This window comes from Xanthomonas sp. WHRI 6106, assembly GCF_040202405.1.
GTDB lineage: Bacteria > Pseudomonadota > Gammaproteobacteria > Xanthomonadales > Xanthomonadaceae > Xanthomonas > Xanthomonas cannabis.
Genome location: NZ_JBEGFC010000001.1, coordinates 126,583 through 151,170 on the forward strand (window position 1 = coordinate 126,583; position 24,588 = coordinate 151,170).

Here is a 24,588-nt window from a genome sequence, read left to right on the forward strand (position 1 = left end):
GCTAAACCTCTCCTCCTGGAAACCGTCATGACGTCCTCCTATCCAGCCTCTGCCGGCACGCGCTTTCGCGCAGCGCTGGCTGCCGAGTCGCCGCTGCAGGTGATCGGTGCGATCAATGCCAACCACGCGCTACTGGCCCAGCGTGCGGGCTACCAGGCCATCTACCTGTCTGGCGGCGGCGTGGCGGCGGGGTCGCTGGGGTTGCCGGACCTGGGGATCAACACACTGGAAGACGTGCTGATCGATGTGCGCCGCATCACCGACGTGTGCGAACTGCCGCTGCTGGTGGATGTGGATACCGGCTTCGGGCCGAGTGCCTTCAACATCGAGCGCACCATCAAGTCGCTGATCAAGGCCGGCGCGGCCGGTTGCCATATCGAAGACCAGGTGGGCGCCAAGCGTTGCGGGCATCGGCCGGGTAAGGAGATCGTAAGCCAGGGCGAGATGGTCGACCGGGTCAAGGCGGCGGCCGATGCCAAGACCGATCCGGCGTTTTTCTTGATCGCACGCACCGACGCCATCCAGATGGAAGGGGTGGATGCAGCGATCGAACGCGCCATCGCCTGCGTGGACGCGGGCGCCGACGGCATCTTTGCCGAGGCCGCCTACGACCTGGAGACCTACGCGCGCTTTGTCGATGCAGTGAAGGTGCCTGTGCTGGCCAACATCACCGAATTCGGCAAGACCCCGCTGTTCACGCGCGGCCAACTTGCGCAGGCCGGTGTGGCGATCCAGCTGTTCCCGCTGTCGGCGTTCCGTGCAGCCAACAAGGCCGCCGAGGCGGTCTATACGGCGGTTCGGCGCGACGGCCACCAGCAGGCCGTGCTGGAAACGATGCAGACCCGCGAAGAACTCTACGAACGCATCGGCTATCACGGCTACGAACAGCGCCTGGACGCGTTGTTTGCGCGCAAGGGCGCATGATCGCCGCTTGCTGGGTCCATCTGGTCAATCCTTCGTGACATTGCAACACGCCACAGCTTGGGAGCTCATCGCATGAACGACACTGCCATTCCCGGTTTCAAGCCGAAAAAATCCGTCGCACTGTCAGGCACTGCCGCCGGCAATACCGCCCTGTGCACCGTGGGCCGCAGCGGCAACGATCTGCATTACCGCGGTTACGACATCCTGGACCTGGCCACCACCAGCGAGTTCGAGGAGATCGCCTACCTGCTGGTGCATGGCAAGTTGCCCAACAGCGGCGAGCTGCGTGGCTATAAGGCCAAGCTGCGCTCGTTGCGTGGTGTGCCGGCGGCGGTGAAAACCGCGCTGGAACAGCTGCCGCCATCCGCGCACCCGATGGATGTGATGCGCACCGGTGTGTCGGTGCTTGGCTGCCTGCAGCCGGAAAAGGACGATCACAACCATCCCGGTGCGCGCGATATCGCCGACAAGTTGATGGCCTCGCTCGGTTCGATGCTGCTGTACTGGTATCACTACAGCCACAACGGCAAGCGCATCGAGGTGGAGACCGACGACGACTCCATCGGTGGGCATTTCCTGCACCTGCTGCATGGCTTTGCGCCGAAGGATTCGTGGGTGCGCGCAATGCACACCAGCCTGATCCTGTACGCCGAGCACGAATTCAATGCCTCCACGTTTGCGAGCCGCGTGATTGCCGGTACCGGTAGCGACATGTACAGCGCCATTGCTGGTGGTATCGGCGCGTTGCGCGGTCCCAAGCATGGCGGCGCCAACGAGGTGGCCTTCGAGGTACAGAAGCGCTATGACACGCCAGACGACGCCGAGGCCGACATCAAGGCACGTGTGGAGCGCAAGGAAGTGGTGATCGGCTTCGGGCATCCGGTCTACACCGTGTCCGACCCGCGCAACAAGGTGATCAAGGACGTGGCGCGCGAGCTGTCCGAGGAGCAGGGCAGCCGCAAGATGTATGACATCGCCGAGCGTCTGGAGAGCGTGATGTGGGACATCAAGAAGATGTTCCCGAATCTGGACTGGTTCAGTGCAGTGAGCTACCACATGATGGGTGTGCCGACAGCGATGTTCACCCCGCTGTTCGTGCTGGCACGCACGGCGGGCTGGAGTGCGCACGTGATCGAGCAGCGCGTGGATGGCAAGATCATTCGGCCTTCGGCCAATTACACCGGGCCGGAAGATCAGGTGTTTGTGCCGTTGGATCAGCGCGTCTGAAAAGTGCCACTTGCGAGCGGCCCTCATCCGCCCCTCGGGCACCTTCTCCCGCGTTGCGGGAGAAGGGAGCGTGGCGAGTGGCACGTGGTGAGCAGGAATACGAGCAGCATCAGCGACAACAGCAACAGCAGTAGCAGTAGCAGCAGCAACAGCAACAGCAACAGCAGCAGCAACAGCAGCAACAGCAACAGCAACAGCAACAGCAAAAAACCCCGCCCGCCTTGTGATATCGCCAGCCATGAATAGCCAATACCGCAAGTCCTTGCCGGGCACCGCGTTGGATTACTTCGATGCACGCGCCGCCGTGGACGCGTTGCAGCCCGGTGCATATGCAGGCTTGCCGTACACCGCACGCGTGCACGCGGAAAATCTGGTGCGGCGCGCCGAGCCGCCGATGCTGGAGGCGTATCTGCGCCAATTGATCGAGCGCAAGCGCGAGCTGGATTTCCCGTGGTTTCCGGCGCGTGTGGTCTGCCACGACATCCTGGGCCAGACCGCTCTGGTGGATCTTGCCGGCCTGCGTGATGCAATCGCCGAGCAGGGCGGCGATCCGGCGCAGGTCAACCCGGTGGTGCCGGTGCAGCTGATCGTCGACCACTCGCTGGCGGTGGAATACGCTGGCTTCGACAAGCAGGCCTTTGCCAAGAACCGCGGCGTGGAAGACCGTCGCAATGCCGATCGCTTCCATTTCATCGAATGGACCAAGCGCGCGTTCGAAAACATGGAAGTGATTCCGCCAGGCAACGGGATCATGCATCAGATCAACCTGGAGAAGATGTCGCCGGTGATCTACACGCTGGACGGCGTGGCGTTTCCGGATACCTGCGTGGGCACCGATAGCCACACTCCGCATGTGGATGCGCTGGGCGTCATCGCAGTGGGCGTGGGCGGCCTGGAAGCAGAAAACGTGATGTTGGGTCGCGCCTCGTGGATGCGTCTGCCGGACATCATCGGCGTGGAACTCACCGGGCGGCCGGCACCGGGAATGACTGCCACCGATATCGTGCTGGCCTTGACCGAATTCCTGCGCCAGCAACGCGTGGTGGGCGCCTATCTCGAATTCTATGGTGCAGGCGCCAGCGCGCTGACCATCGGCGACCGCGCCACCATTTCCAACATGACGCCGGAATTCGGGGCGACCGCGGCGATGTTCTACATCGACCAGCAGACCATCGACTACCTGCGGCTCACCGGTCGCGACGACGCGCAGGTGGCATTGGTGGAGAACTATGCACGTCATACCGGGCTGTGGGCCGACGATCTGGCCACCGCACAGTATGAGCGCGTGCTGCAGTTCGATCTGTCCAGCGTGGTGCGCAACATGGCCGGGCCCTCCAACCCGCACAAGCGCGTGGCCACCAGCGAGCTGGCTGCGCGCGGCATTGCCGGTGCTTGGGACCAGGTGCCGGGGCAGATGCCCGATGGCGCGGTGATCATCGCGGCAATCACCTCGTGTACCAATACCTCCAACCCGCGCAACGTCATCTCGGCCGGTCTGCTGGCACGCAATGCCAACGCGCGTGGCTTGACCCGTAAGCCGTGGGTAAAGAGTTCGCTGGCGCCGGGTTCCAAGGCAGTGCAGCTGTACCTGGAAGATGCCGGCTTATTGAGCGAACTGGAACAGCTGGGCTTCGGCATCGTGGCGTTCGCCTGCACCACCTGCAATGGCATGAGCGGTGCGCTCGACCCAACCATCCAGCAGGAAATCATCGACCGCGATCTGTATGCCACGGCGGTGCTGTCGGGCAACCGCAATTTCGACGGGCGCATCCACCCGTATGCCAAGCAGGCGTTTCTCGCCTCGCCGCCGTTGGTGATCGCCTATGCAATCGCCGGAACCGTGCGCTTCGATATCGAAAAGGACGTGCTGGGCATCGATGCAGACGGCGTCGCGGTAACGCTCAAGGATCTGTGGCCGAGCGATGCGGAGATCGACGCGGTGGTGGCGCGCAGCGTCAAGCCGGAGCACTTCCGTCGCGTGTACGACCCGATGTTTCAGCGCAGCAGTGGGCAGGGCATCAACGTGAGCCCGTTGTACGACTGGCGCCCGACCAGCACCTACATTCGCCGCCCGCCGTATTGGGAGGGCGCATTGGCAGGGGCACGCACCCTGCACGGCATGCGGCCGCTGGCTGTGCTCGGCGACAACATCACCACCGATCATCTGTCGCCATCCAATGCGATCCAGGCCGGCAGCGCGGCTGGCGAGTACCTCGCGCACATGGGCGTGCCCGAGGAGGATTTCAATTCCTACGCCACCCATCGCGGCGACCATCTCACCGCGCAGCGCGCCACCTTCGCCAATCCCAAATTGATCAACGAAATGGCCGTGATCGATGGGCAGGTCACCGCAGGCTCGCTGGCGCGGCTGGAGCCGGAAGGGCAGGTGATGCGCATGTGGGAGGCCATCGAAACCTACATGACCCGCAAGCAGCCGTTGATCATCGTTGCCGGTGCCGATTACGGGCAGGGCTCCTCGCGCGACTGGGCAGCCAAGGGCGTGCGTCTGGCCGGTGTGGAGGTGATCGTGGCCGAAGGCTTCGAACGGATCCACCGCACCAACCTGATCGGCATGGGCGTGTTGCCACTGGAGTTCAAGCCAGGCACCGATCGCAAGACACTTGGCATCGATGGTAGCGAAACCTTCGACGTGACCGGACAGCGCACGCCGGGGGCCACGCTGACACTCTCGATCCACCGGCGCAACGGCGAGCAGCTGCAGGTGCCGGTCACGTGCCGCCTGGACACCGCAGAGGAAGTCTCGATCTACGAGGCCGGTGGTGTGTTGCAACGGTTTGCGCAGGATTTTCTGGAAGCCACGGCTGCCTGATGCCCTTGGTACTCAAGGCTCTCAGGCCGCCCGCTTGCACCCGCCCGGCCCGGCGCGCACACTTTGGCAATCTTTGCCATCAGGAGGCTGCATGGCCACCATGAACATCTCTTTGCCTGACGAACTCAAGCAGTTCGTCGATCAACAGGTGCTGGAGCATGCCTACGGTTCCAGCAGCGAATACCTGCGCGAACTGATCCGCAAACAACGCGATGTGGAACAGCTGCGTGGGCTGCTGCTGGACGGAGCTAACTCAGGTCCGGCGGTTGCGATCGAGCCGGATTTCTTTGAGGCCATGCGTGAGCGCGCGCAGGTACGCGCTGCGGGCAAGTGAAGCCGGCGCGCTGGCGTCCGTTGGCGCTGCGTGACGTGGATGAAGCCGCTGCGTGGTACGGCGAACAGGCTGGGCTCGCAGTGGAATTGGCGTTTACCGACGCGCTGGAAGTGGCGGTCAAAACCCTGATGCGGCACCCTGGAGTCGGTTCGAGCCGACATGCGGTACTACTGAAGCTGCAGCATCTGCGCGTGTGGCCGCTCAAGGGTTTTCCCTATTTGATTTTCTATATCGAACGCGATGCAGACGTCGTCATCTGGCGTGTACTGCAGATGCAGCGCGATATTCCAGCATGGATGCGCGACGACACCTGAGTGGCTCGACGTCTTTCGCGCAGGGCCTTGCCAATGCCGCAGATGGCGCATTGTTGCTGCACTGACGCTCAACCGAGATAGACCAACCCATGACCCATCTCCCCCAACTCCGTATCCCCGCCACCTACATGCGTGGCGGCACCAGCAAGGGCGTGTTTTTCCGTTTGCAGGATCTGCCCGAGGCCGCACAGCAGCCGGGCGGTGCACGCGATGCGCTGTTGCTGCGGGTGATCGGCAGCCCGGATCCGTATGCCAAGCAGATCGATGGCATGGGCGGGGCGACCTCGAGCACCAGCAAGAGTGTGATCGTCTCTGCCAGTACGCGTGATGGGCACGATGTGGACTATCTGTTCGGGCAGGTGTCCATCGATAGCGCGTTCGTGGATTGGAGTGGCAACTGCGGTAACCTTTCCGCAGCGGTGGGGCCGTTCGCGATTGCCAGCGGATTGATCGACGCCACACGCGTTCCGCGCGATGGCATGGCCACGGTGCGGATCTGGCAGGCCAATATCGGCAAGACGATCGTGGCGCATGTGCCGATGACCGATGGGCTGGTGCAGGAAACCGGCGACTTCGAACTGGATGGCGTGACCTTTCCGGCGGCCGAGGTGCAGCTGGAATTTCTCGACCCGGCCGATGACGCCGAAGGCGAGGGTGGGGCGATGTTCCCCACCGGCAATCTCATCGATCGATTGGAGATTCCCGGGCTGGGCACGCTGGATGCCACGCTGATCAATGCGGGCATTCCGACCATCTTCGTCAATGCGCGCGATCTGGGCTACACCGGCACCGAGTTGCAGGAGGCCATCAATGGCGACCCGCGGGCGTTGACCATGTTCGAAACGCTGCGCGCACACGGTGCGGTGCGGATGGGCTTGATTGCAAAGATAGAAGACGCCGCGACGCGGCAACACACGCCCAAGGTCGCCTTCGTGGCGCCGCCGGCCGACTACACCGCCTCCAGCGGCAAGCCGGTGCACGCGGCCGAGATCGATCTGCTGGTGCGTGCGATGTCGATGGGCAAGTTGCACCACGCGATGATGGGCACCGCAGCGGTGGCGATTGGCACTGCTGCGGCGGTGCCGGGCACCTTGGTCAACCTGGCGGCCGGCGGCGCGGCCCGCTCGGCGGTGCGCTTCGGGCATCCGTCCGGCACCTTGCGCGTGGGCGCCGAGGCAATACAGGTCGATGGGCAGTGGCAGGTGACCAAGGCGTTGATGAGCCGCAGTGCGCGGGTGCTGATGGAGGGTTGGGTGCGGGTGCCCGGCGGCATCGCCGAACGCGACTGAGCAGAACCTGGCACGGGTGGTGTGCTTGCGGCAGGTGCGCATGTTCGGGATGGACAACGCGGCTGAGTAGGTCTGCGCCGTAGTTGTCATGTCCAGGAGCTCGGTGCGCCGTCCGGGTCGAGTGTCGCGATGGCGCGGCGGGTGCGCTTGCGAATCGGTAAGGTGCTGGTGCAGGGGCGCGTCCCTGACGTCTTGTCACGCCAGGCCAGCTCTTAGCGATGCGCCTGGGTCGCGACCTGTGTAGCCGACCATGTGGATGCCGAAGTTGGCAGTTGCCGGCCACGGACCGCCTTTGAGACTGACAGGGCTCCGACGCACAAATTGCACGCCCGTGTTGCATTAATTAGAACGCTAATGCGAATTATGGAAACTTTTTCGTACGGGCTCTGCCATATTTGTGTAAATCGTGTTAATTCTGTTGCACCGCGGCATGCAGGCCAGGCCGCCCCGCCACCAGAATTCGGAGTCTTCCCATGTCAGCCAGCCGGTCGCTCAAGATCAGCGCGCTTGCCGCTGCCGTCGCGTCTTTCCTCCCGCTCCACGCTGCCGCGCAGCAGGCTCCCGGCGACGACGGTGTCGTGCGTCTGGATGCGGTCAAGGTGACGGTCGAGCGTCGCTCGGAAGATTCCAAGGATGTGCCGGTTTCCGCCAGCGTGCTGCGCCCGGAATTTCTCGATGCCATCTCCACCAGCGGCTCGGACATCCGCGTGCTGGCCGGCAAGGCGCCGAGCCTCAACATCGAATCGTCCAACGGCCGTGTGTTCCCGCGCGTGTACATCCGCGGCTACGGCAACACCGACTTCAACACCTACGCGTCGCAGCCGGTGTCGCTGATCTATGACGACGTGGTGCAGGAAAACGCGTTTTTGAAGGGCTTCCCGATCTTCGATCTGGAAGGCCTGGAAGTGCTGCGCGGCCCGCAGGGCACGCTGTTCGGCCGCAATACGCCGGCCGGCGTGGTCAAGTTCAATTCGGTCAAGCCGACCATCGGCGCCAACGACGGCTACGCCAGCCTGTCGTACGGCACCTACGGCACCATGACCCTGGAAAGCGGCCTGAGCATCGCGATGGGCGACCATTGGGCAGCGCGTCTGTCCACCTTGGGCCAGCGCCGCGACGATTGGGTGGAAAACCGCGACGGCCGCGACCTGGAAGGCTATACCGATTCGGCCGTGCGTCTGCAGCTGCTGTACCAGGCCAGCGACGATTTCAGCGCGTTGTTCAACGCGCATGCGCGCCATCTGGACGGCACTGCGCGGCTGTTCCGCGCCAACATCATCCAGCCCGGCACCAACCAGCTGGTGGATGGCTTCGACGAAGAAAAATCCTTCATCGACGGCGCCAACAACCAGGAACTGCAGACCTACGGTGGCAGCGCCAACCTGACCTGGGACCTGGGCGACATTGCGTTGCACTCGATCACCGCGTACGAGGGCATCGGCAAGTACTACAGCCGCGGCGACATCGACGGCGGCTTCGGCGCGGTGTTCGCACCGCCGTCCGGCCCGGGCGTCATTCCGTTCCCGGTGGAAACCGCCGGCGGCATCAAGAGCCTGGACCAGTACAGCCAGGAAGTGCGTGCCGAATCGCAGTACGAGGGCCCGCTCAACTGGCAGGCCGGCCTCTACTACTTCCACGACGATGTGGAAGGCGAAAACTACACCTACAACACCTTCAGCGGCGGCGACCTGGCCAGCTACCAGCTGACCCGCCAGCGCAACACCTCGTGGGCGGCATTCGGCTCGCTGAACTACGCGGCCACCGACCGCCTGAACCTGCGCGCCGGTATCCGCTACACCTACGACAAGAAGACCTTCGACGTGCTGGCGCTGGACCGCGTCACGCTGGTGGAGCCGTCCAGCGGCGAGACCGACAACTCCAAGGTCACCGGCGACCTGGCCGCCACGTTCTCGATCAGCGACGACGTCAACGTGTATGCCCGTGCGGCACGCGGTTTCCGCGGCGCCAGTTTCGGCGTGCCCTCGGGCACCGCGCCGCTGACCGTGGCCGAGCCGGAGACCGTGGATTCGTTCGAGGTCGGCATCAAGTCGGATCTGTTCGACAACCGTGCACGCCTGAGCTTCGACATCTACGATTTCCGCGTCAAGAACCAGCAGCTCACCGCAGTGGGCGGCGCGTCCAACGACGTGCGCCTGCTCAACGCCGACAAGACCAAGGCGCGCGGTGCCGAGTTCGACTTCGAAGCGTTGATCACCCAGAACCTGCGCGTCACCGCCGGCGGCGCCTACAACTGGACCCGCATCGACGACCCGAGCCTGTCGGTGGGCGTGTGCCGCAGCTGCACCGTGACCGACCCGCTCAACGCGGCCGGCCGCGCGCTGATCGACGGCAACGACCTGCCGCAGGCGGCCAAGTGGATGGCCAACGCCACGCTGCGTTACGGCATCCCGATGGGCAACGACGGCGAGCTGTTCTTCTACACCGACTGGTCCTACCGCAGCGAAGTGAACTTCTTCCTGTACGACTCGCGTGAGTTCACCGGCCAGCCGCTGGTCGAGGGCGGCGCCAAGATCGGTTACAACTGGGGCGCGGGTGCGTACGAGTTGTCGGTGTTCTGCCGCAACTGCACCAACCAGATCCGCGTGACCGGTGCGATCGACTTCAACAACCTCACCGGCTTCATCAACGACCCGCGCATCGTGGGTGCGCAGTTCCGCGCCAACTTCTGATCGGCGTTGCGGTGTAGCACCATCGAACCGCCGGCTATCATGCCGGCGGTTTTTTATGGCGGCAGGAGTAGATGCATGCGGCGGATCATTCGAAATGCGTGGTTGATTGCTGTGTTGTGCTGTGCGGCTGCCGTGGCGCAGGGGCAGGCGGCTGCGGCGACGACAGCGCGGGCCACGCAACCGCCCGCGGCCACCGAGCTGCTGGTGGTTTCCACCGATATCGGCGACGACATCGACGATGCGTTTGCGCTGGGGCTGCTATTGCGCAGCCCGCAGTTGCAGGTGCTGGGCATCGCATCGGCATGGGGCGACACCACGTTGCGTGCGCAGCTGTTGCAGCGCTTGTTGCAGCAGGCCGGGCGAAGCGAGATTCCATTGGCGGTGGGCGCGCGCACCACCAGCACCATTCCCTTCAGCCAGGCACGCTGGGCCGCCAAGGGGCAGCTGGCCGGCAAGCTGCCGGATGCGGCGGCCATGATCCTGCAGCAGGCGCGCCGGCATCCGGGCGAGGTCACCTTGCTGGTGCTGGGGCCGATGACCGATGCGGCGTTGGCGCAGCAGCGCGACCCGGCCGGCTTTGCCAAGCTCAAGCGCATCGTGGCGATGGGCGGCTCGGTGCGGGTGGGTTACGGCAAGTCTGCCTATCGGCCGGCCAGCGCACCGGCGCCGGAGTACAACATCCTCTCCGATGTGCAGGCGGCGCAACGCGTGTTCGCGGCCGGCGTGCCGATCGTGTTGCTGCCGCTGGACGCTACGCAGATCACGCTGGAAGAACCCGAGCGTATCGCCTTGTTCGCGCATGGCGATGGACTCACCGATGCGCTCACCCAGCTGTACTACCAGTGGCGCAACACCGACCAGCCCTGGGCCAATGCCACACCGACGGTGTTCGACGCGGTACCGGTCGCCTGGCTGCTACATCCGGCGCTGTGCCAGACCAAGCCGCTGCATCTGGATGTGGATGCACAGGGTTATACGCGCGAAGGGCCAGGCATACCGAACGTGCAGGCGTGCCTGCGTCTGGACAAGCCGGCGTTCACTGCGGTGTACATGCGCCAGCTGCTGCGCTGAGACGCGTGCCGCGGCGTTGCCAGCAAGGCGCTTGGGTAGGTTGTGCTGTCGGTCCTGCGCCGGGTCATTGGTCTGGGGCAGCGGCGCGAACCGCCCCTCATCCGCCCTTCGGGCACCTTCTCCCGTTGACGGGAGAAGGAACGGCTTGAGCTTCATGGCCTTGGTGGCACGGCTGGTGTGCGCGTTCGTGTTGGCATGAACCGTCCCTCATCCGCCCTTCGGGCACCTTCTTCCGTTGACGGGAGAAGGTACGGCTTGAGCTTCATGGTGTTGGCGACACAGCTGTTGTGAGCGTTCGCAATGGCGTGAGCCGTCCCTCATCCGCCCTTCGGGCACCTTCTCCCGTTGACAGGAGAAGGTACGGCTTGAGGTTCATGGCATTGGTGGCACGGCTGGTGGGAGCGTTCGTAATGGAGTGAGCCGTCCCTCGTCCGCCCTTCGGGCACCTTCTCCCGTTGACGGGAGAAGGAACGGCTTGTGCTTCATGGTGTTGGTGGTACGGCTGGTGTGCGCGTTCGTAATGGCGTGAGCCGCCCCTCATCTATCCTCGGGCACTTTTCCCACTAGCGGGAGAGGGGGTGTCGACGAGCTTCTTGGTGGTACTAGCACCGCTCAAGTGTCGAAACAGCTCCGCGGGTACGTAGCAGGCGAGCCGACGAACAGGTATGTACATCGCTTGCATGGGTACGGCGACTCAACGCGCGGTGCCAAGCATCACGCTGGCGGCCCAGACCTAGTCCATCCAGCCCCGGAACTCCTTCTCCCGCGTGCGGGAGAAGGTGCCCGAAGGGCGGATGAGGGGCTGTTGAGGACATCCCCGCCAGCCCACCACAGGCGCATCCAGTCTCCAGCTTGCCTGCGCGCAGCCGATCCAGCAGGCGCCAGGAGTCCTTGCCCGAGGCCACTGCAAGACACATGGCGCGCAGCGCCACGGGGGTGATGCCCATGCGCCGCGCAGCGCGTGCGGGTGCGTCGCTATACTGGTCGTCTCAGTCATGGGATAGCACGAATGGACAGCCGGGAATCAGGGATGAGGGCGTCGGGCACGCGGCGCATGTTGCTGTGGGTGGTATTGCTCACGGTGACGATTGGCGCGGTGGCCTGCAAGCGCAACGAAAGCGGCCAGTTGCCTGCCGCCAGCGGCGAGGCGATCAAGGCCGACAAGCAGGCCATTACCGGCTTCGCGCTGGCGCGTGCCTATCCCGACCAGACCAGCGATGGGCTGTCGCTGGCGCTGGAGTTCTCGCGGCCGTTGGTGGGCACGCAGGATTTCGACGCGCTGGTGCGCTTCGAAGAAAAGGTCGGTACCGGCGACAGCAGTTGGTCGCTGTCCGAGGACGGCAAGACGCTGCGCTACCCGTATGTGGAGGCCGCCAAGGACTACACGGTGCTGATCGACGCCAATTTGCTGGCCGCCGACGGCAGCCGCCTGGGCAAGCCGCTCAAGCAGAAGGTCTACACCGGCGAACTCAAGCCTGTGGCCGGGTTCGCTTCGCAAGGCAGCGTGTTGCCGGCGCGCGAAAGCCGCGGCCTGCCGGTGGTGTCGGTCAACGTGCCGGAAGTGGACGTGGAGTTCCTGCGCGTGCGCGAGAAGTCGCTGCCGGCGTTCTTCCAGCAGTTCCAGCGCGGCGGTCGCCGCGGCAGCTGGGATCTGGAAAGCGAATACAGCGGCAACGAGCCGCTGTCCAAGCTGGCCGACCCGGTCTACGTCAACCGTTTTATTTTGGGCGGCAAGCAGAACGAGCGTGTGCTGACCTACCTGCCCACGCAGGACATCAAGGAGCTGCAGGAGCCGGGCCTGTACTTCGCGGTGATGAAGCGTGCCGGCAGTTTCGAAAACGAATTCGATACCGCATTCTTCACCGTCAGCGACATTGGCCTGCACACGCGTGCCTACAAGGACAAGCTGTTCGTGCACACCGCCTCGTTGCAGAGCGGCGAGCCGATCAAGAACGTGGAACTGCGCATCCTCGATGCCAAGGGCGAGCTGTTCCTGAAAGGTGCCACCGACGGCAACGGCAACGCATTGCTCAACTACACGCTTGATGCCGGCCATGTGCTGACCGCGCGCAGCAAGACCGATGTGTCGTTGCTGCCATTCAATCAGCCGGCATTGGATCTGAGCGAGTTCGCCGTGGCCGGGCGCCAGAGCGCGTGGTTCGACGTGTTTGCCTGGGCAGGTCGCGATCTGTATCGCCCCGGTGAGACCATGCGTGTCTCGGCGATCCTGCGCGACAACGACGGCAAGCCGACCAAGCCGCAGCCGGTGTTCCTGCGTCTGAAACAACCGGACGGCAAGACGTTTCGCGAGACCAAACTGCAGCCCGGCGAGCAGGGCTATTTCGAGTTCACCCAGCAGATTCCGGCCGATGCGCCGACTGGCCGCTGGCAGGTGGAATTCCGCACCGACCCGGCCAGCAAGGACGCTGTGCAGGGCATGACCGTGCGTGTGGAAGAGTTCCTGCCCGAGCGCATGAAGCTGGACCTGGACAGCACGCAAAAGACCCTGGGCGCCGGGCAGCCGTTCAAGCTGGTGGCCAATGCCGCGTACTTGTACGGCGCACCGGCCGATGGCAACCGTTTCACCGCCAAGCTGGCTGTCAGCGTGGAGCAGCATCCGCTCGAATCGTTGCCGGGCTGGTTCTTCGGCGACCCGACGCTGGAACTGCCGCGCGAAGCCAAGGATGTGATCGATACCGAGTTCGGCAGCGACGGCATCCTGCGCGAAGACATCGCGTTGCCGGCCGAGGCCAAGCCGGTCAGCACGATTGCGGCAGTGGTCTCCGGCAGCGTGTACGAAACCGGCGGGCGTACCGTCACCCGCACCCTCAAGCGGGTGCTGTGGCCGGCCAAGGCGCTGGTCGGTGTGCGCCCCTTGTTCGACGACGCCGATGGTGCCGACGCCAACAGCAATGCGCGTTTCGAAATCACCCGCGTGGATGCCGATGGCAAACCGCAGCCGGCCAAGGGGTTGAAAGCCACCCTGGTGCGCGAGCTGCGCGACTACCACTGGAACTACACCGACAACCATTGGGATTACGACTTCACCCGCCGCTTCGAGAACAAGGACACGCGCACGCTGGACGTGGGCAGCGCCAATGCCAAGATCGATTTCCCGGTGGAGTGGGGCGAATACCGCCTGGACGTGTTCGACCCGGCGAGCGGGCTGACCACACGTTACCCGTTCCGTGCGGGCTGGAGCTGGAACGATGAAAACCGCGGCCTGGACGCGCGCCCGGACAAGGTCAAGCTGGCGCTGGACAAGACCGGCTACCGCGCCGGCGACACGCTCAAGGTGACGCTGACCCCGCCACATGCCGGCAAGGGCGTGCTGCTGGTGGAAAGCGACAAGCTGCTGTACGTGCAGGACATCGACGTCAAGCCGGGCAGCACGTTTGAACTCCCGGTCACGGAAGCCTGGGAGCGGCACGACGTCTATGTCACCGCGCTGGTGTTCCGCGGCGGCACCGCGCCGAGCAAGATCACCCCCGCGCGTGCGGTGGGCGTGGCGCATGTGCCGATGGATCGCAAGGCACGGCGTGTGGCGGTGGGCTTGTCCGCACCCAAACAGATGCGCCCCGAGCAACCCCTGCCGGTGACGGTGAGCGTGCCCGAGCTGGCCGGCAAGGCCGCGCACGTGACCATTTCGGCAGTGGACGTGGGCATCCTCAACATCACCCGTTTCCCGGTGCCCGATGCCAACGCGCAGTTCTTCGCGCAGCGCCGCCTGGGCACCGATGCCTATGACATCTACGGGCGGGTGATCGAAAGCTTCGAAGGCGCCAGCGGCAAGCTCAAGTTTGGCGGCGACATGGCACTGGAAGCCTTGCCGCAGGCCAAGCGCCCGACCGCGCGCGTACAGACCGTGGACCTGTTCTCCGGCTCGGTGACACTCGATGCCAAGGGCAACGCACGCGTGCAACTACCGGTGCCGGATTTCAACGGCACCTTGCGGGTGTCGGCATTGGTGTATTCGGACACGCGTTACGGCAACCGCGACATGGAAACCATCGTGCGCGCGCCGATCCTGGCCGAGGCCAGCATGCCGCGGGTGATGGCCCCGGGCGACCGCAGCACGGTGACGCTGGACGTGCAGAACTTCACCGGCAAACCGGGCGAGTTCAACGTGCGTGTGGAAGGCATCGGCCCGCTCGCCATCGCCGAGGCGGCGCGCAGCGTCAAGCTGGCTGTGGACGCCAAGCAGACGTTGAGCTTTCCGCTGAGCGCCACCGAAGGCTATAGCGTGGCCAAGGTGCGTGTGCGCGTGGATGGCAACGGCTTCAAGGCCGACCGCAGCTACGAGCTGCCGGTACGTGCCGGCTGGCCGCAGGTGTTGCGTGCGCAGACGCGTGTGCTCGACCCGCTGGCGCCGATCGCCCTGGACAACAGCTTCGCCGATGGCCTGATGGCCGGGTCGGTGACCGCACGCATGGTGGTCAGCCCGCTGCCGCCGATTCCGTTCGCCAGCGCCCTGCAAGGCGCGTTGGAGTACCCGTACGGATGCGCCGAGCAGACCACCAGCAAGGGCTACGCGGCGCTGTTGCTCGACGATGCCACCGCCAGGGCGCTGGGTACCAAGGGATTGGAAGCGGCCAAGCGCCGCGAGCGCATGGAAGGCGCGTTCGGCCGGCTGGCGTCGATGCAGATCGCCAGCGGGCATTTTTCGATGTGGGGCGACGATGGCTACGTCAACCCGGGGCTGACGCCGTATATCGCCGAGTTCCTGCTCGATGCCAAGGACGCCGGCTTTGCGGTGCCCGACAACGTGCTGCAGAAGGCGCTCAATCGTTTGAGCGAAGACCTGTTGTCCGGCGGCAACGAGTTCTACGGGCAGGACCGCCGCGACAACTTGAAGTTCGCCAATCAGGCCTGGTCGGGCTATGTCCTGGCGCGCGTCAATCGCGCCCCGCTGGGCACCTTGCGCGCGCTGTACGACAACCAGCGCGACAAGGCGCTGACCGGTCTGTCGCTGGTGCACCTGGGTGTGGCGTTGTCGCTGCAGGGCGACACCAAGCGCGGCGATGCGGCAATCAAGGCCGGCTTTGCCAAGGACAGCAGCGAGCGGCCGCCGTATTTCGGTGATTACGGCAGCGCGATCCGCGACGACGCACTGATGATGGCGTTGCTGCACGAGCGTGGCTTGTCCAAGCCCGAGTATGACACCCGTGCGGTGGCCCTCGGGCGCGCGCTGGACGCACGTCGCGCCACCGGCTGGCTGTGGCTGAGCACGCAGGAACAGGTCGCCCTGGCGCGCCTGGGCAAGGCGCTGATGGTGGGGCAGGGGAAGCAGGTGTCCGGCACGCTGACGGTCGGCGGCGATGCACAGCAGATCGCCCCCGCACGTTTGTTCGGGCGCAGCTTCGATAGCGCCGCGCTGGCGCGTGGGGTGCAGTTCGCACCGCAGGGCGAAGCCCCGATGTATGCCAGCCTGGAAGTGGCCGGCATCCCGCGCAGCGCACCGGAACCGGACACGCGCCATCTCAGCGTGGAGCGCAGCTGGTACACCACTGACGGCAAGCCGTGGACACCGCAGGCCTTGAAGGAAGGCGAAGCGTTGATCGTGCGCGTCACCATCACCGCCAACAGCAACATGCCCGACGCCCTGCTCACCGACCTGTTGCCGGCCGGGCTGGAGATCGAGAATTTCAATCTCGGCGATGCCAAACAGTGGGCCGACGTGGTGGTGGACGGCATCGGCATCAGCGAGCGTTCCAGCGCCGCCGACGTCAAGCACGAAGAGTTCCGCGACGACCGCTATGTGGCCGCGCTGGCGCTGTCCTCGGGCAGCAAGGCGCAGGTGTACTACCTGGTGCGCGCAGTCTCGCCGGGTACGTACACGGTGCCGCCATCGCTGGTGGAAGACATGTACCGCCCCGAGCTGCGTGGCGTGGGCCGCAGCACGCCGGCCACGATGACGGTGGTGCAGCCGTAGGTGATGCGTTGCTCCTTCTCCCGTCGGGAGAAGAAGGATGGCCGGCCGCTGAAGTTACCCTTCTCCCGTTGGGAGAAGGTGCCCCGCAGGGGCGGATGAGGGTGCGTGCGAAGCCCCGTGTGTTTGGAACGGCATGAGTGGCTTTGCCCCGTACCCTCACCCCAACCCCTCTCCCGGTGGGAGAGGGGCGATGTCCGATCGCTGAAGCTGCGCTTCTCCCGTTGGGAGAAGGTGCCCCGCAGGGGCGGATGAGGGTACGTGCGAAGCCCCGTGTGTTTTGGAACGACATGAATGGCTTTGCCCCGTACCCTCACCCCAACCCCTCTCCCGGTGGGAGAGGGGCGATGTCCGATCGCTGAAGCTACCCTTCTCCCGCTGGGAGAAGGTGCCCCGCAGGGGCGGATGAGGGTACGTACGAAGCCCCTTGTGTTTGGAAAGACATGAGTGGCTTTGCCCCGTACCCTCACCCCAACCCCTCTCCTGGTGGGAGAGGGGTTTTTATTGCGATCGCCGAGTTCTAGGTAAGTGCTGAGCTCTTGCTTCGCACGCGGCGACATCGCTGCGCGCTGTCTTTTCGGTGCGATGCGGCCGACACGCAGGGGTCATTTTTACGGGCTACGGTGGCGTGCTTTCTCATCGGCGCGGCGTGATTGCTGCGCGACTTACGGGATTCCATGCAGCGCTCCGATTCGTTCCGTGTGCACCTGTCCGTTCTCGCCGTGGCCATCGCGGCCTGTTCGCCTGCCTCGCAGGCATCCGCCAACGAGCGCGCAGCGATTGCAGTCGACGCCTCGTCTCAGACGTCTTCTGCGGCGATGGCCACGGCCAGGAGCGCATCGGCAAGCGCAGTTACAGCGACAACCGAGAATGGCGAGGCAACCACGTCCGGTGCGGGGATTGCGCCCGCAATGCAAGGCTCTTCGGTGTCAGCAGATGCCTCTGCAGATTCCAGAGACCCTGCATCGTCGTCATCGATACAAGACGATGCAACCAACGCCGACAGACCGCCCACCACCGCATCAGGCGTACAAACCCTCGATGCAATGCAGGTCACCGGCGTGCGCCGCGCCAATGCGGCGGCGGTGGAGAGCAAGCGTGCGGCGACCAACATCGCCGATGTGATCAGCGCCACCGACGTACGCGCCTTGCCCGACAGCACCATCGTCGAAGCGTTGCGCCGCGTGCCCGGCCTGTCGGTGTTGCCGGCCACCGACAACGAGCATCCCCGCGATGAAGCCGCCACGCCGGTATTGCGTGGCCTGGGGCCGTCGTATAACAACGTCACCATTGACGGACTGACCATCGCCTCGCCCGGTACGCCGAACGGGACGCTCGGTTCGATCACCCGCGGCGTGCGTCTGGATTTGCTGCCCGCCTCGATGGTCAGCGAGTTGCAGGTGGTCAAGACGTTCACCCCCGACCTGGATCCCAATGCCACCGGCGGTGCAATCAATCTCAAGACCCGCAGCGCATTCGAAAACGGCGGCAAGCCGTTCTTCAGCGCCGAGGCGGCGCTAGGCCACGCCAACGATGTAGGCAAACCGCGCGATCAGGACGACCCCGGTTATCGCTTGAACGCCACCGGCAGCCGCACCTTCGGCAGCGAGCAGCAGTACGGGTTCACCCTGTCGGCCAATTACCAGAGCCTGAGCAGTTACACCGAAACCCACATGACCACCGACACAGTGCATTACGGGTTCTACGACAACAACGGCGTGCTGCAGACCGGCGCCAATCTCGGCAATGGCTGGGCAGTGCCGCAGCAGGACAAGTATTGGTACGTGCAAAACCAGCGCGACCGCTACGGCGTCACCGGCAAGTTCGAGATGCGACCCAGTGCCGCGCTCGAAGCGTATGCGATGGCCGGCTACTACTATTTCAAGGACGACATGGAGCGCAACGAGGTCATCATCGACCCGCGCAACCGCAACCAGGTATTCAATCAGACTGCCACCTCCGGCAGTTATCCGGGTGGCGACATCGAGGTGGGTTACTCGAACCAAATCGTCACCACGCGCACCAAGGTCGCGCAGCTGGGCACCATCTGGCGGCCCACCGATCGGCAGCAGTTTTCCGCGCGCGGTGCATGGTCCGATGCGACCTACGACGAGCCGATCCGCATGATCAAGTACGCCACCGGCATCAGTCGCGCCGCGCCAGTGCTGGTGGGCCAGACCGGCAGTGGCGTGACCATCAATGCCACGCCAAATTATGCGTTCAACTACGACACCTCCGGCTTCGATCAACGCTTCGCGGTATCGCCGCAGGCGTACAACACCCTCGACAACTACAGCCTGTCGTACTGGCGCCCGGACTATAAGCGCACCGCGGCCGATCGCATCCTCACCGGCCGGCTCGATTACGGCTTCAATCAAGGGGAAAGCGATCAGGGCGTCGGTTTCGCGGCGGGCGTGTCGTACACCACCGACAAGCCGTCCTACGATATCTTTCGTGTCGAGTATCAGCCCAACACGACGGCGCCCGCGTTCGGCCTGGCCGATGTGGTCGGCACCGGCAGGGCGCCGATGCGCTACGCCGGTTTGAACCTGCTGAGCATCGACCCGAACAAGGCCAATCGCGTGCTGGCCGCCACGCCGCTGAGCGCGTTCAATAGTACCGACCAGCAGGCCTTCAGCAATCAGGACAACTTTAGTCATACCGAAAAAACCTTCGGCAGCTACGGCCTGGTCAGCTATCGCAGTGACCGCTTCAACGTGCAGGCAGGCGTGCATTTCGACAGCACCAGGCTCGACACGGTCGGCCGCCAGCGGCAGCTGGATGCAGCAAGCAATCGCTACGTGTACGTCGATAACCCAACCAGCGCGGACTACGACTACCTGTTGCCGTCGGCCATCATGACCTATCACCTGACCGACGCACTGGACCTGCGCGCCGGTGCAAGCCGCACGCTGGGCCGCCCACCGTACGATGCCTATGCGGCGCGCACCTCGATCGGCTTCGTCAACACGGCAGATGCCGGCAACCCGAATGCGCAGGGCGTCACTGTCACCATCGGCAACCCGGACATCAAGCCGCGCGTGTCCAACAACCTGGATCTTTCGCTGGAATGGCGCCTGCCCGGCGACTTCGATGCCTTCGCGTCCGCTGCCGTGTTCGACAAGCGCATCCAGGACGAGATCTTTACGCTCTCGCGCACCGACAGCTTCACTTTCGATGGCACCACTTACGCGAATGCGTTGATCAGCACGCCAGCCAATGCGGCCAAGGCGCGTATTCGCGGCGTGGAGCTCAACGGCATCGTCAATACGCTGGCGCCCATCGCGCCGTGGTTGAGCGGTGTCGGCTTCAGCGCCAATGTCGCGGTGCTCGATGGTCGCCTGGATGTGCCTTACAGCGTTGGTAGCGGCAGCAGCCTGACCCAGCGCGAGCGCAAACTCGACAATCTGGTCGGTCAGCCCGACTACACCGCCAATGCCACGCTGTTCTACAACACCGGCGGGCTGGAGTTGCGTGCGGCCTACAACCGGCAAGGCAAGGCATTGCGGTCCATCGTCAGCAACATCGATTGGCAGGACCTGTATTGGTCGCCGCGCTCGCAGCTAGATTTCACTGCCACCTATGCGGTCAGCAAGCAATTGAGCCTGATCGGCCAGGTCAGCAACATCACCCACAGCCGTATCACCAGCGTGACCGGCCCGGGGCAGAATCTGCTCAAGGACAGTTATTCGGTGCCCACCACCTACTGGGTGGGTCTGCGGTTTACGCCGGCGTTGTAAGCGCGGTCAGTTTGCGTTGGCAACGTTGTAGAGCTGTGCCATCCCGTCGGAGTGCTGCCATCCAGAAGCGCATCACTACAACCTACACACCTCGTCCGCATCTGCATCTGCAGCGGCGAGCACGCCACGCGGCAATGCAGCTGCGCCGCACAGTGGTTTTGCAAGTCACCTGATTGGAGTTGTTCGAATGACACCACGTTCCATTGCCATCCTCACCGCCGTGCTGTGCGCTGCCCTGGTAACCACTGCGAGCGCAGCGCCTGCGGGCGTCGCCGCGATCCAGGCACGCCTGGCCAACCCGCAAGGCGGCATCGTGGTGGTGGCGCACCGCGGCTGTCATGTCGCCGCACCACAGCACGGCTTCACGGATACCGTACCGGAGAACTCGCTTGCGGCACTGGAGCGCTGCATCGCAATCGGGGCCGATGTGATGGAAACCGATGTGCGGCGCGCGGCCGATGGCACGCTGGTAATGCTGCACGATGCCACCGTGGACCGCACCACCGACGGCACCGGCAAGCTGTCCGAGCTCGCGCTGAGCGACCTGCAAAAACTGCGCCTGCGCAGCGATGAAGGTGGCGCACAGGCACCGCTCACCGACCAGCGCGTGGTCACGCTCGACCAGATGCTTGCCAAGGCCAAAGGGCACATCCTGCTCAACCTGGACGTCAAGGATGCGATCTATGTGCAAGTGATCGATGCGGTCGCGCGCGCCGGCATGCAGCATCAGGTGATCGTCAAGGCCGAGGCTGGCATCGCCACGCCACCGCTGGCAGCAATGGTGCCGTTCGACACCGTGTACTTCTTCCCGATCCTGATCAATGCGGACGACAACGCCGACCTGGCCGCCATTGCCACCGCACAGGCCCGCAATGCGCGTCCGATGGCGTTCGAGTTGCCCAAGATGGCTGCAGCGCAATTACCGGCATTGGTGGCGGTGAGCAAGGCACGCAATGTGCGGCTGATGGTCAATTCGCTGTGGGATGGCTTTATCGCCGGCTACGGTGGCGACGCCGATGCCGAGCGCGACCCGGACAAGGTGTGGGGCCGGATGTACCGCGATGGCGTGTCGATCATCCAGACCGATGCGCCGGAAGCCTTGTTGCGCTATCGCGCCAGCTTGGAAAAGCGCTGAGCGGAAGCGACCAGGCGGCCGTCCCGCGCGGTAGCAACCAGGTGTAGCACGGCGCGCGGTGCATCAACAACGCAACGACCGATACCTTACGTCAACCGCACTGTATTTGTAGGCATTGCCATTGCTTACCGGCAATGCGTGCTGCTACCGATGGGCGCCGACCACGCCCTTCGGTGTGAGTGGCCTGATCGTTGCAGGCACTTCATGCGGCGGCCACGGATAAGATCAGACGGTTGAGCGCAAGGATATCCACCTGTCGCTCAGGGTTTGCGCCTGGCCCTTGGGCCAGTAGCTTGTCCGGCTGTCGTGCAGCTGATCGCGCCAAGACGCCGGGCCCGGGCGCATAGCAGTGGCCGAAACGCGTTTTGCCCTGCATGCTTTGCGCGATGGATGAACAGCCGCAGGCACAAACAGGGATGGATCGGACGCAGGCGCACCCGCAAGCGCCGAACCATCAGGCTCGCGACGGGCGCCGCTGGCTGCGGTGGCTGCGCTTGAGTGCGGCTGCCCTGCTGAGCGTCCTGCTGCTGCTCGACCTGGCCTTCCCGTTGCCGTTGCCCAAATCCCGCGACACCTCCACCCTGGTGGTTGCGCGCGACGGCACGCCGTTACGTGCGTTTGCCGACCGCAATGGCGTGTGGCGCTATCCGGCCACGCCGCAGAGCGTATCGCCGCTGTATCTGCAGGCATTGCTCAATTACGAAGACCGCTGGTTCTGGCGCCATCCCGGCGTCAATCCGTGGGGTCTGCTGCGTGCCGGCGGGCAGTGGATCGCGCAGGGCCGCATCGTGTCCGGCGGCTCCACGCTGACCATGCAGGTGGCGCGCATTCTGGACCCGCACACGCGCACGCCGTGGGGCAAGGCCAAGCAGCTGTTGCGCGCATTGCAGCTGGAAGCGCACCTGAGCAAGCGCGAGATTCTCAACCTGTACCTGGAACGCGCGCCCTACGGGGGCACCATCGAAGGCGTGGAAGCGGCCAGCTGGGCGTATCTGGGTAAACCGGCGAAAGCGTTGTCGCAGGCCGAAGCCGCGTTGCTGGCGGTGCTGCCGCAATCGCCCAGCCGGCTGCGGCCGGACCGTCACCCGGAAGCGGCGCAACGTGCGCGCGACAAGGTGCTCGATCGCATGGTGGAGCTGGGCGTGTGGTCGCGCGCGCAGGTGGACGATGCGCGTATCGAGCCGGTGGTCACGCGCTCGCTCAAGCCGCCGTTGCATGCGGCCTTGCTTGCCCAGCGCCTGCACAGCGCGCAGCCACGCGCGGCGCGCATCGTGACCACGCTGGATGTGGAGTTGCAGCGCACGCTGGAAGAGCGCGTGGCCACGTATTTTTCGCAGCTGCCCGAGCGCACCTCGGCAGCCTTGCTGGTGGTGGACAACGCCAGCATGGAAGTGCGCGCCTATGTCGGCTCGGCCAGCTTCGGCGATCGTCAGCGGCTGGGGCATGTGGACATGGTGCAGGCCTGGCGCTCGCCCGGCTCCACGCTCAAGCCGTTCCTGTACGGCATGGCGCTGGACGATGGCCTGATCCACTCGGAGAGCCTGCTGGTAGACGCGCCGCAGAGCTTTGGCGACTACCGGCCGGGCAACTTCGATGCAGCCTTCAATGGCCCGGTGAGCGCAGCCACGGCATTGCGCTTGTCGTTGAACGTGCCGGCAGTGGATCTGCTCGATCGCATCGGCCCGGCGCGCTTTGCCGCGCGATTGGGCAATGCCGGCATCGCCCTGCATTTCCCGCGTGGCAGTACGCCGTCGCTGGCCGTGATCCTGGGTGGCACCGGCGCGCAATTGCAGGAACTGGTGGGCGCATTCGCCGCGCTCAATCGCGGCGGCATCGCCGGGCGTGTGCGCTATACGCCGGGCGATGCGCGCATCGAGCGCCGGCTGATGTCGCCGGGCGCGGCCTGGATCGTGCGCGAGATCCTGCAGAGCAATCCGCGCCCTGGCTACGGCAGCGGCACCTTCGATACCGCAGCGCGTCCGGGCGTGGCGTGGAAGACCGGTACCAGCTATGGCTACCGCGATGCCTGGGCGATCGGTGGCACGCGGCGTTACACCGTGGGCGTGTGGGTGGGGCGGCCGGATGGCACGCCGTTGCCCGGCCAGTACGGCGCGGTGACTGCGTTGCCATTGATGTTCGAAGTCATCGATGCCTTGCCGCGCAGTGCCGGCGACAGTGCGCCGCTGCCGATGCCGGCCACGGTGCAGCCCGTGCAGATCTGCTGGCCACTGGGTGGTGCGGCTGACCAGACGCCACCGCCCTTGTGCGCGCGCCGTGCCGACGCCTACGCGCTCGACGGCGCGGTGCCGCCCACCTTTGCCGAGCGCGATGCACGTCTGTGGCAAAGCGGGCAGCTGCAGTTCGAGGTGGACGCGCGCAGCGGCCTGCGCCTGTCACAGGAATGCACCCAGCCGCACGCGCGTGCGGCGCGTGCATTGGCGCGCTGGCCGGCACTGGTGTCACCCTGGCTCAGCGCCGCAGAACGTCACGCCGCGCAACTGCCGCCACTGGCGCCGGACTGCCTGCCGGATGGGCGCATGACTGGCGGCGGCGTGCTGCGGATCGACGGCCTGACCGACCGCGCCACCCTGGCGCGCGCCAACGACACCGCACGTCCGGTGCGCCTGCAGCTGCGCGCACTGGGCAGCGAGGCGCGCATCGACTGGCTGCTGGACGGCCGCTGGATCGCGCAGACCAGCGGGCGCCAGGCATTCCAGCGCAACTTTGCCGAGACAGGTGCGCACACGCTGACCGCCATGGCCAGCGACGGCGCCTGGACGCAACTGCGGTTTCGCGTATTGCGCTGAGCGCCGCACCAGCGTGATCGATTGCCAGCTGACATGTAGGAGCGCCCGGGGGGCGACGGGCGTTACCGGTAAGGCCCGTCGCGCCCAAGGGCGCTCCTACGAGAAGCGGTGGGTATCGCGAGTCTGCTGCATCGTTCGCTGATGACGTCTGCGCAACGTGTGTGGCACCGGATTCGTCCGTATCGCTGTTTCGGGGGTAGCCCGGCCAACCCGATCCTACGAGAAGCACTGCGTATCGATCTTGTGACTTGCTGACGCGGTTGCGTTGTCGTGCGTAATGCGCCGAAAACAGACAGGG

13 protein-coding genes are annotated in these 24,588 nt (G+C 64.9%); 12 read left to right on the forward strand and 1 reads right to left on the reverse strand.

What is annotated here, in order from left to right; all coding sequences use genetic code 11:
* Positions 1-27 precede the first annotated feature (27 nt).
* Together prpB and prpC are read left to right on the forward strand one after the other, a co-directional pair.
* Positions 28-924, forward strand: a complete 897-nt coding sequence (gene prpB / locus ABQZ09_RS00690) for a methylisocitrate lyase (RefSeq protein ID WP_349775844.1) — start codon at positions 28-30, stop codon at positions 922-924.
* A 72-nt stretch (positions 925-996) separates the two neighbouring features.
* Positions 997-2,151 carry a bifunctional 2-methylcitrate synthase/citrate synthase gene (gene prpC / locus ABQZ09_RS00695; RefSeq protein WP_184552579.1) on the forward strand — a complete coding sequence of 385 codons (1,155 nt, stop codon included), beginning with the start codon at positions 997-999 and terminating at the stop codon, positions 2,149-2,151.
* A gap of 23 nt (positions 2,152-2,174) precedes the next feature.
* On the opposite strand, the gene ABQZ09_RS00700 is transcribed toward prpC, so the two are convergent.
* Positions 2,175-2,357, reverse strand: a complete 183-nt coding sequence (locus tag ABQZ09_RS00700) for a hypothetical protein (protein ID WP_349775845.1) — start codon at positions 2,355-2,357, stop codon at positions 2,175-2,177.
* A 32-nt stretch (positions 2,358-2,389) separates the two neighbouring features.
* Between ABQZ09_RS00700 and acnD the strand changes: the two genes are divergently transcribed.
* The 10 genes from acnD to pbpC all read left to right on the forward strand — a co-directional run bounded on the left by acnD (position 2,390) and on the right by pbpC (position 24,290).
* Complete coding sequence (acnD, locus tag ABQZ09_RS00705) at positions 2,390-4,981, forward strand: Fe/S-dependent 2-methylisocitrate dehydratase AcnD (protein ID WP_349775846.1); 2,592 nt, start codon at positions 2,390-2,392, stop codon at positions 4,979-4,981.
* A 91-nt stretch (positions 4,982-5,072) separates the two neighbouring features.
* Complete coding sequence (locus ABQZ09_RS00710; RefSeq protein WP_349775847.1) at positions 5,073-5,315, forward strand: type II toxin-antitoxin system ParD family antitoxin; 243 nt, start codon at positions 5,073-5,075, stop codon at positions 5,313-5,315.
* Positions 5,312-5,629, forward strand: coding sequence for a type II toxin-antitoxin system RelE/ParE family toxin (locus tag ABQZ09_RS00715; protein WP_349775848.1), 318 nt, complete (start codon positions 5,312-5,314; stop codon positions 5,627-5,629). The genes ABQZ09_RS00710 and ABQZ09_RS00715 overlap by 4 nt, the downstream gene beginning before the upstream one ends.
* Positions 5,630-5,718: 89 nt before the next feature.
* Positions 5,719-6,918, forward strand: coding sequence for a 2-methylaconitate cis-trans isomerase PrpF (gene prpF, locus ABQZ09_RS00720; RefSeq protein WP_349775849.1), 1,200 nt, complete (start codon positions 5,719-5,721; stop codon positions 6,916-6,918).
* 473 nt (positions 6,919-7,391) lie between these two features.
* Complete coding sequence (locus ABQZ09_RS00725; RefSeq protein WP_349775850.1) at positions 7,392-9,608, forward strand: TonB-dependent receptor; 2,217 nt, start codon at positions 7,392-7,394, stop codon at positions 9,606-9,608.
* A 75-nt stretch (positions 9,609-9,683) separates the two neighbouring features.
* Entirely contained in the window at positions 9,684-10,679 is a 996-nt protein-coding gene (locus ABQZ09_RS00730) for a nucleoside hydrolase (RefSeq protein ID WP_266103843.1), read from the forward strand.
* A 1,054-nt stretch (positions 10,680-11,733) separates the two neighbouring features.
* Positions 11,734-16,611, forward strand: a complete 4,878-nt coding sequence (locus ABQZ09_RS00735) for an alpha-2-macroglobulin family protein (protein ID WP_503018387.1) — start codon at positions 11,734-11,736, stop codon at positions 16,609-16,611.
* Positions 16,612-17,285: 674 nt separating this feature from the next.
* Positions 17,286-20,348, forward strand: a complete 3,063-nt coding sequence (locus ABQZ09_RS00740; RefSeq protein ID WP_349775852.1) for a TonB-dependent receptor — start codon at positions 17,286-17,288, stop codon at positions 20,346-20,348.
* A 187-nt stretch (positions 20,349-20,535) separates the two neighbouring features.
* Positions 20,536-21,483: a glycerophosphodiester phosphodiesterase family protein gene (locus ABQZ09_RS00745; protein ID WP_349775853.1), complete on the forward strand. Its 948-nt coding sequence runs from the start codon at positions 20,536-20,538 to the stop codon at positions 21,481-21,483.
* A 386-nt stretch (positions 21,484-21,869) separates the two neighbouring features.
* Positions 21,870-24,290 (forward strand): penicillin-binding protein 1C, encoded by a 2,421-nt coding sequence (gene pbpC, locus ABQZ09_RS00750; protein ID WP_503018261.1) that lies wholly within the window; start codon positions 21,870-21,872, stop codon positions 24,288-24,290.
* Positions 24,291-24,588 lie beyond the last annotated feature (298 nt).

What these genes read in the sequence shown, in the direction of transcription:
- pbpC (WP_503018261.1), top strand. Translation starts at nt 21,870, where the DNA reads ATGGATGAACAGCCGCAGGCACAAACAGGGATGGATCGGACGCAGGCG.
- ABQZ09_RS00710 (WP_349775847.1), top strand. Translation starts at nt 5,073, where the DNA reads ATGGCCACCATGAACATCTCTTTGCCTGACGAACTCAAGCAGTTCGTC.
- ABQZ09_RS00735 (WP_503018387.1), top strand. Translation starts at nt 11,734, where the DNA reads ATGTTGCTGTGGGTGGTATTGCTCACGGTGACGATTGGCGCGGTGGCC.
- ABQZ09_RS00740 (WP_349775852.1), top strand. Translation starts at nt 17,286, where the DNA reads ATGCAGCGCTCCGATTCGTTCCGTGTGCACCTGTCCGTTCTCGCCGTG.
- ABQZ09_RS00725 (WP_349775850.1), top strand. Translation starts at nt 7,392, where the DNA reads ATGTCAGCCAGCCGGTCGCTCAAGATCAGCGCGCTTGCCGCTGCCGTC.
- prpF (WP_349775849.1), top strand. Translation starts at nt 5,719, where the DNA reads ATGACCCATCTCCCCCAACTCCGTATCCCCGCCACCTACATGCGTGGC.
- ABQZ09_RS00730 (WP_266103843.1), top strand. Translation starts at nt 9,684, where the DNA reads ATGCGGCGGATCATTCGAAATGCGTGGTTGATTGCTGTGTTGTGCTGT.
- acnD (WP_349775846.1), top strand. Translation starts at nt 2,390, where the DNA reads ATGAATAGCCAATACCGCAAGTCCTTGCCGGGCACCGCGTTGGATTAC.
- ABQZ09_RS00745 (WP_349775853.1), top strand. Translation starts at nt 20,536, where the DNA reads ATGACACCACGTTCCATTGCCATCCTCACCGCCGTGCTGTGCGCTGCC.
- prpB (WP_349775844.1), top strand. Translation starts at nt 28, where the DNA reads ATGACGTCCTCCTATCCAGCCTCTGCCGGCACGCGCTTTCGCGCAGCG.
- prpC (WP_184552579.1), top strand. Translation starts at nt 997, where the DNA reads ATGAACGACACTGCCATTCCCGGTTTCAAGCCGAAAAAATCCGTCGCA.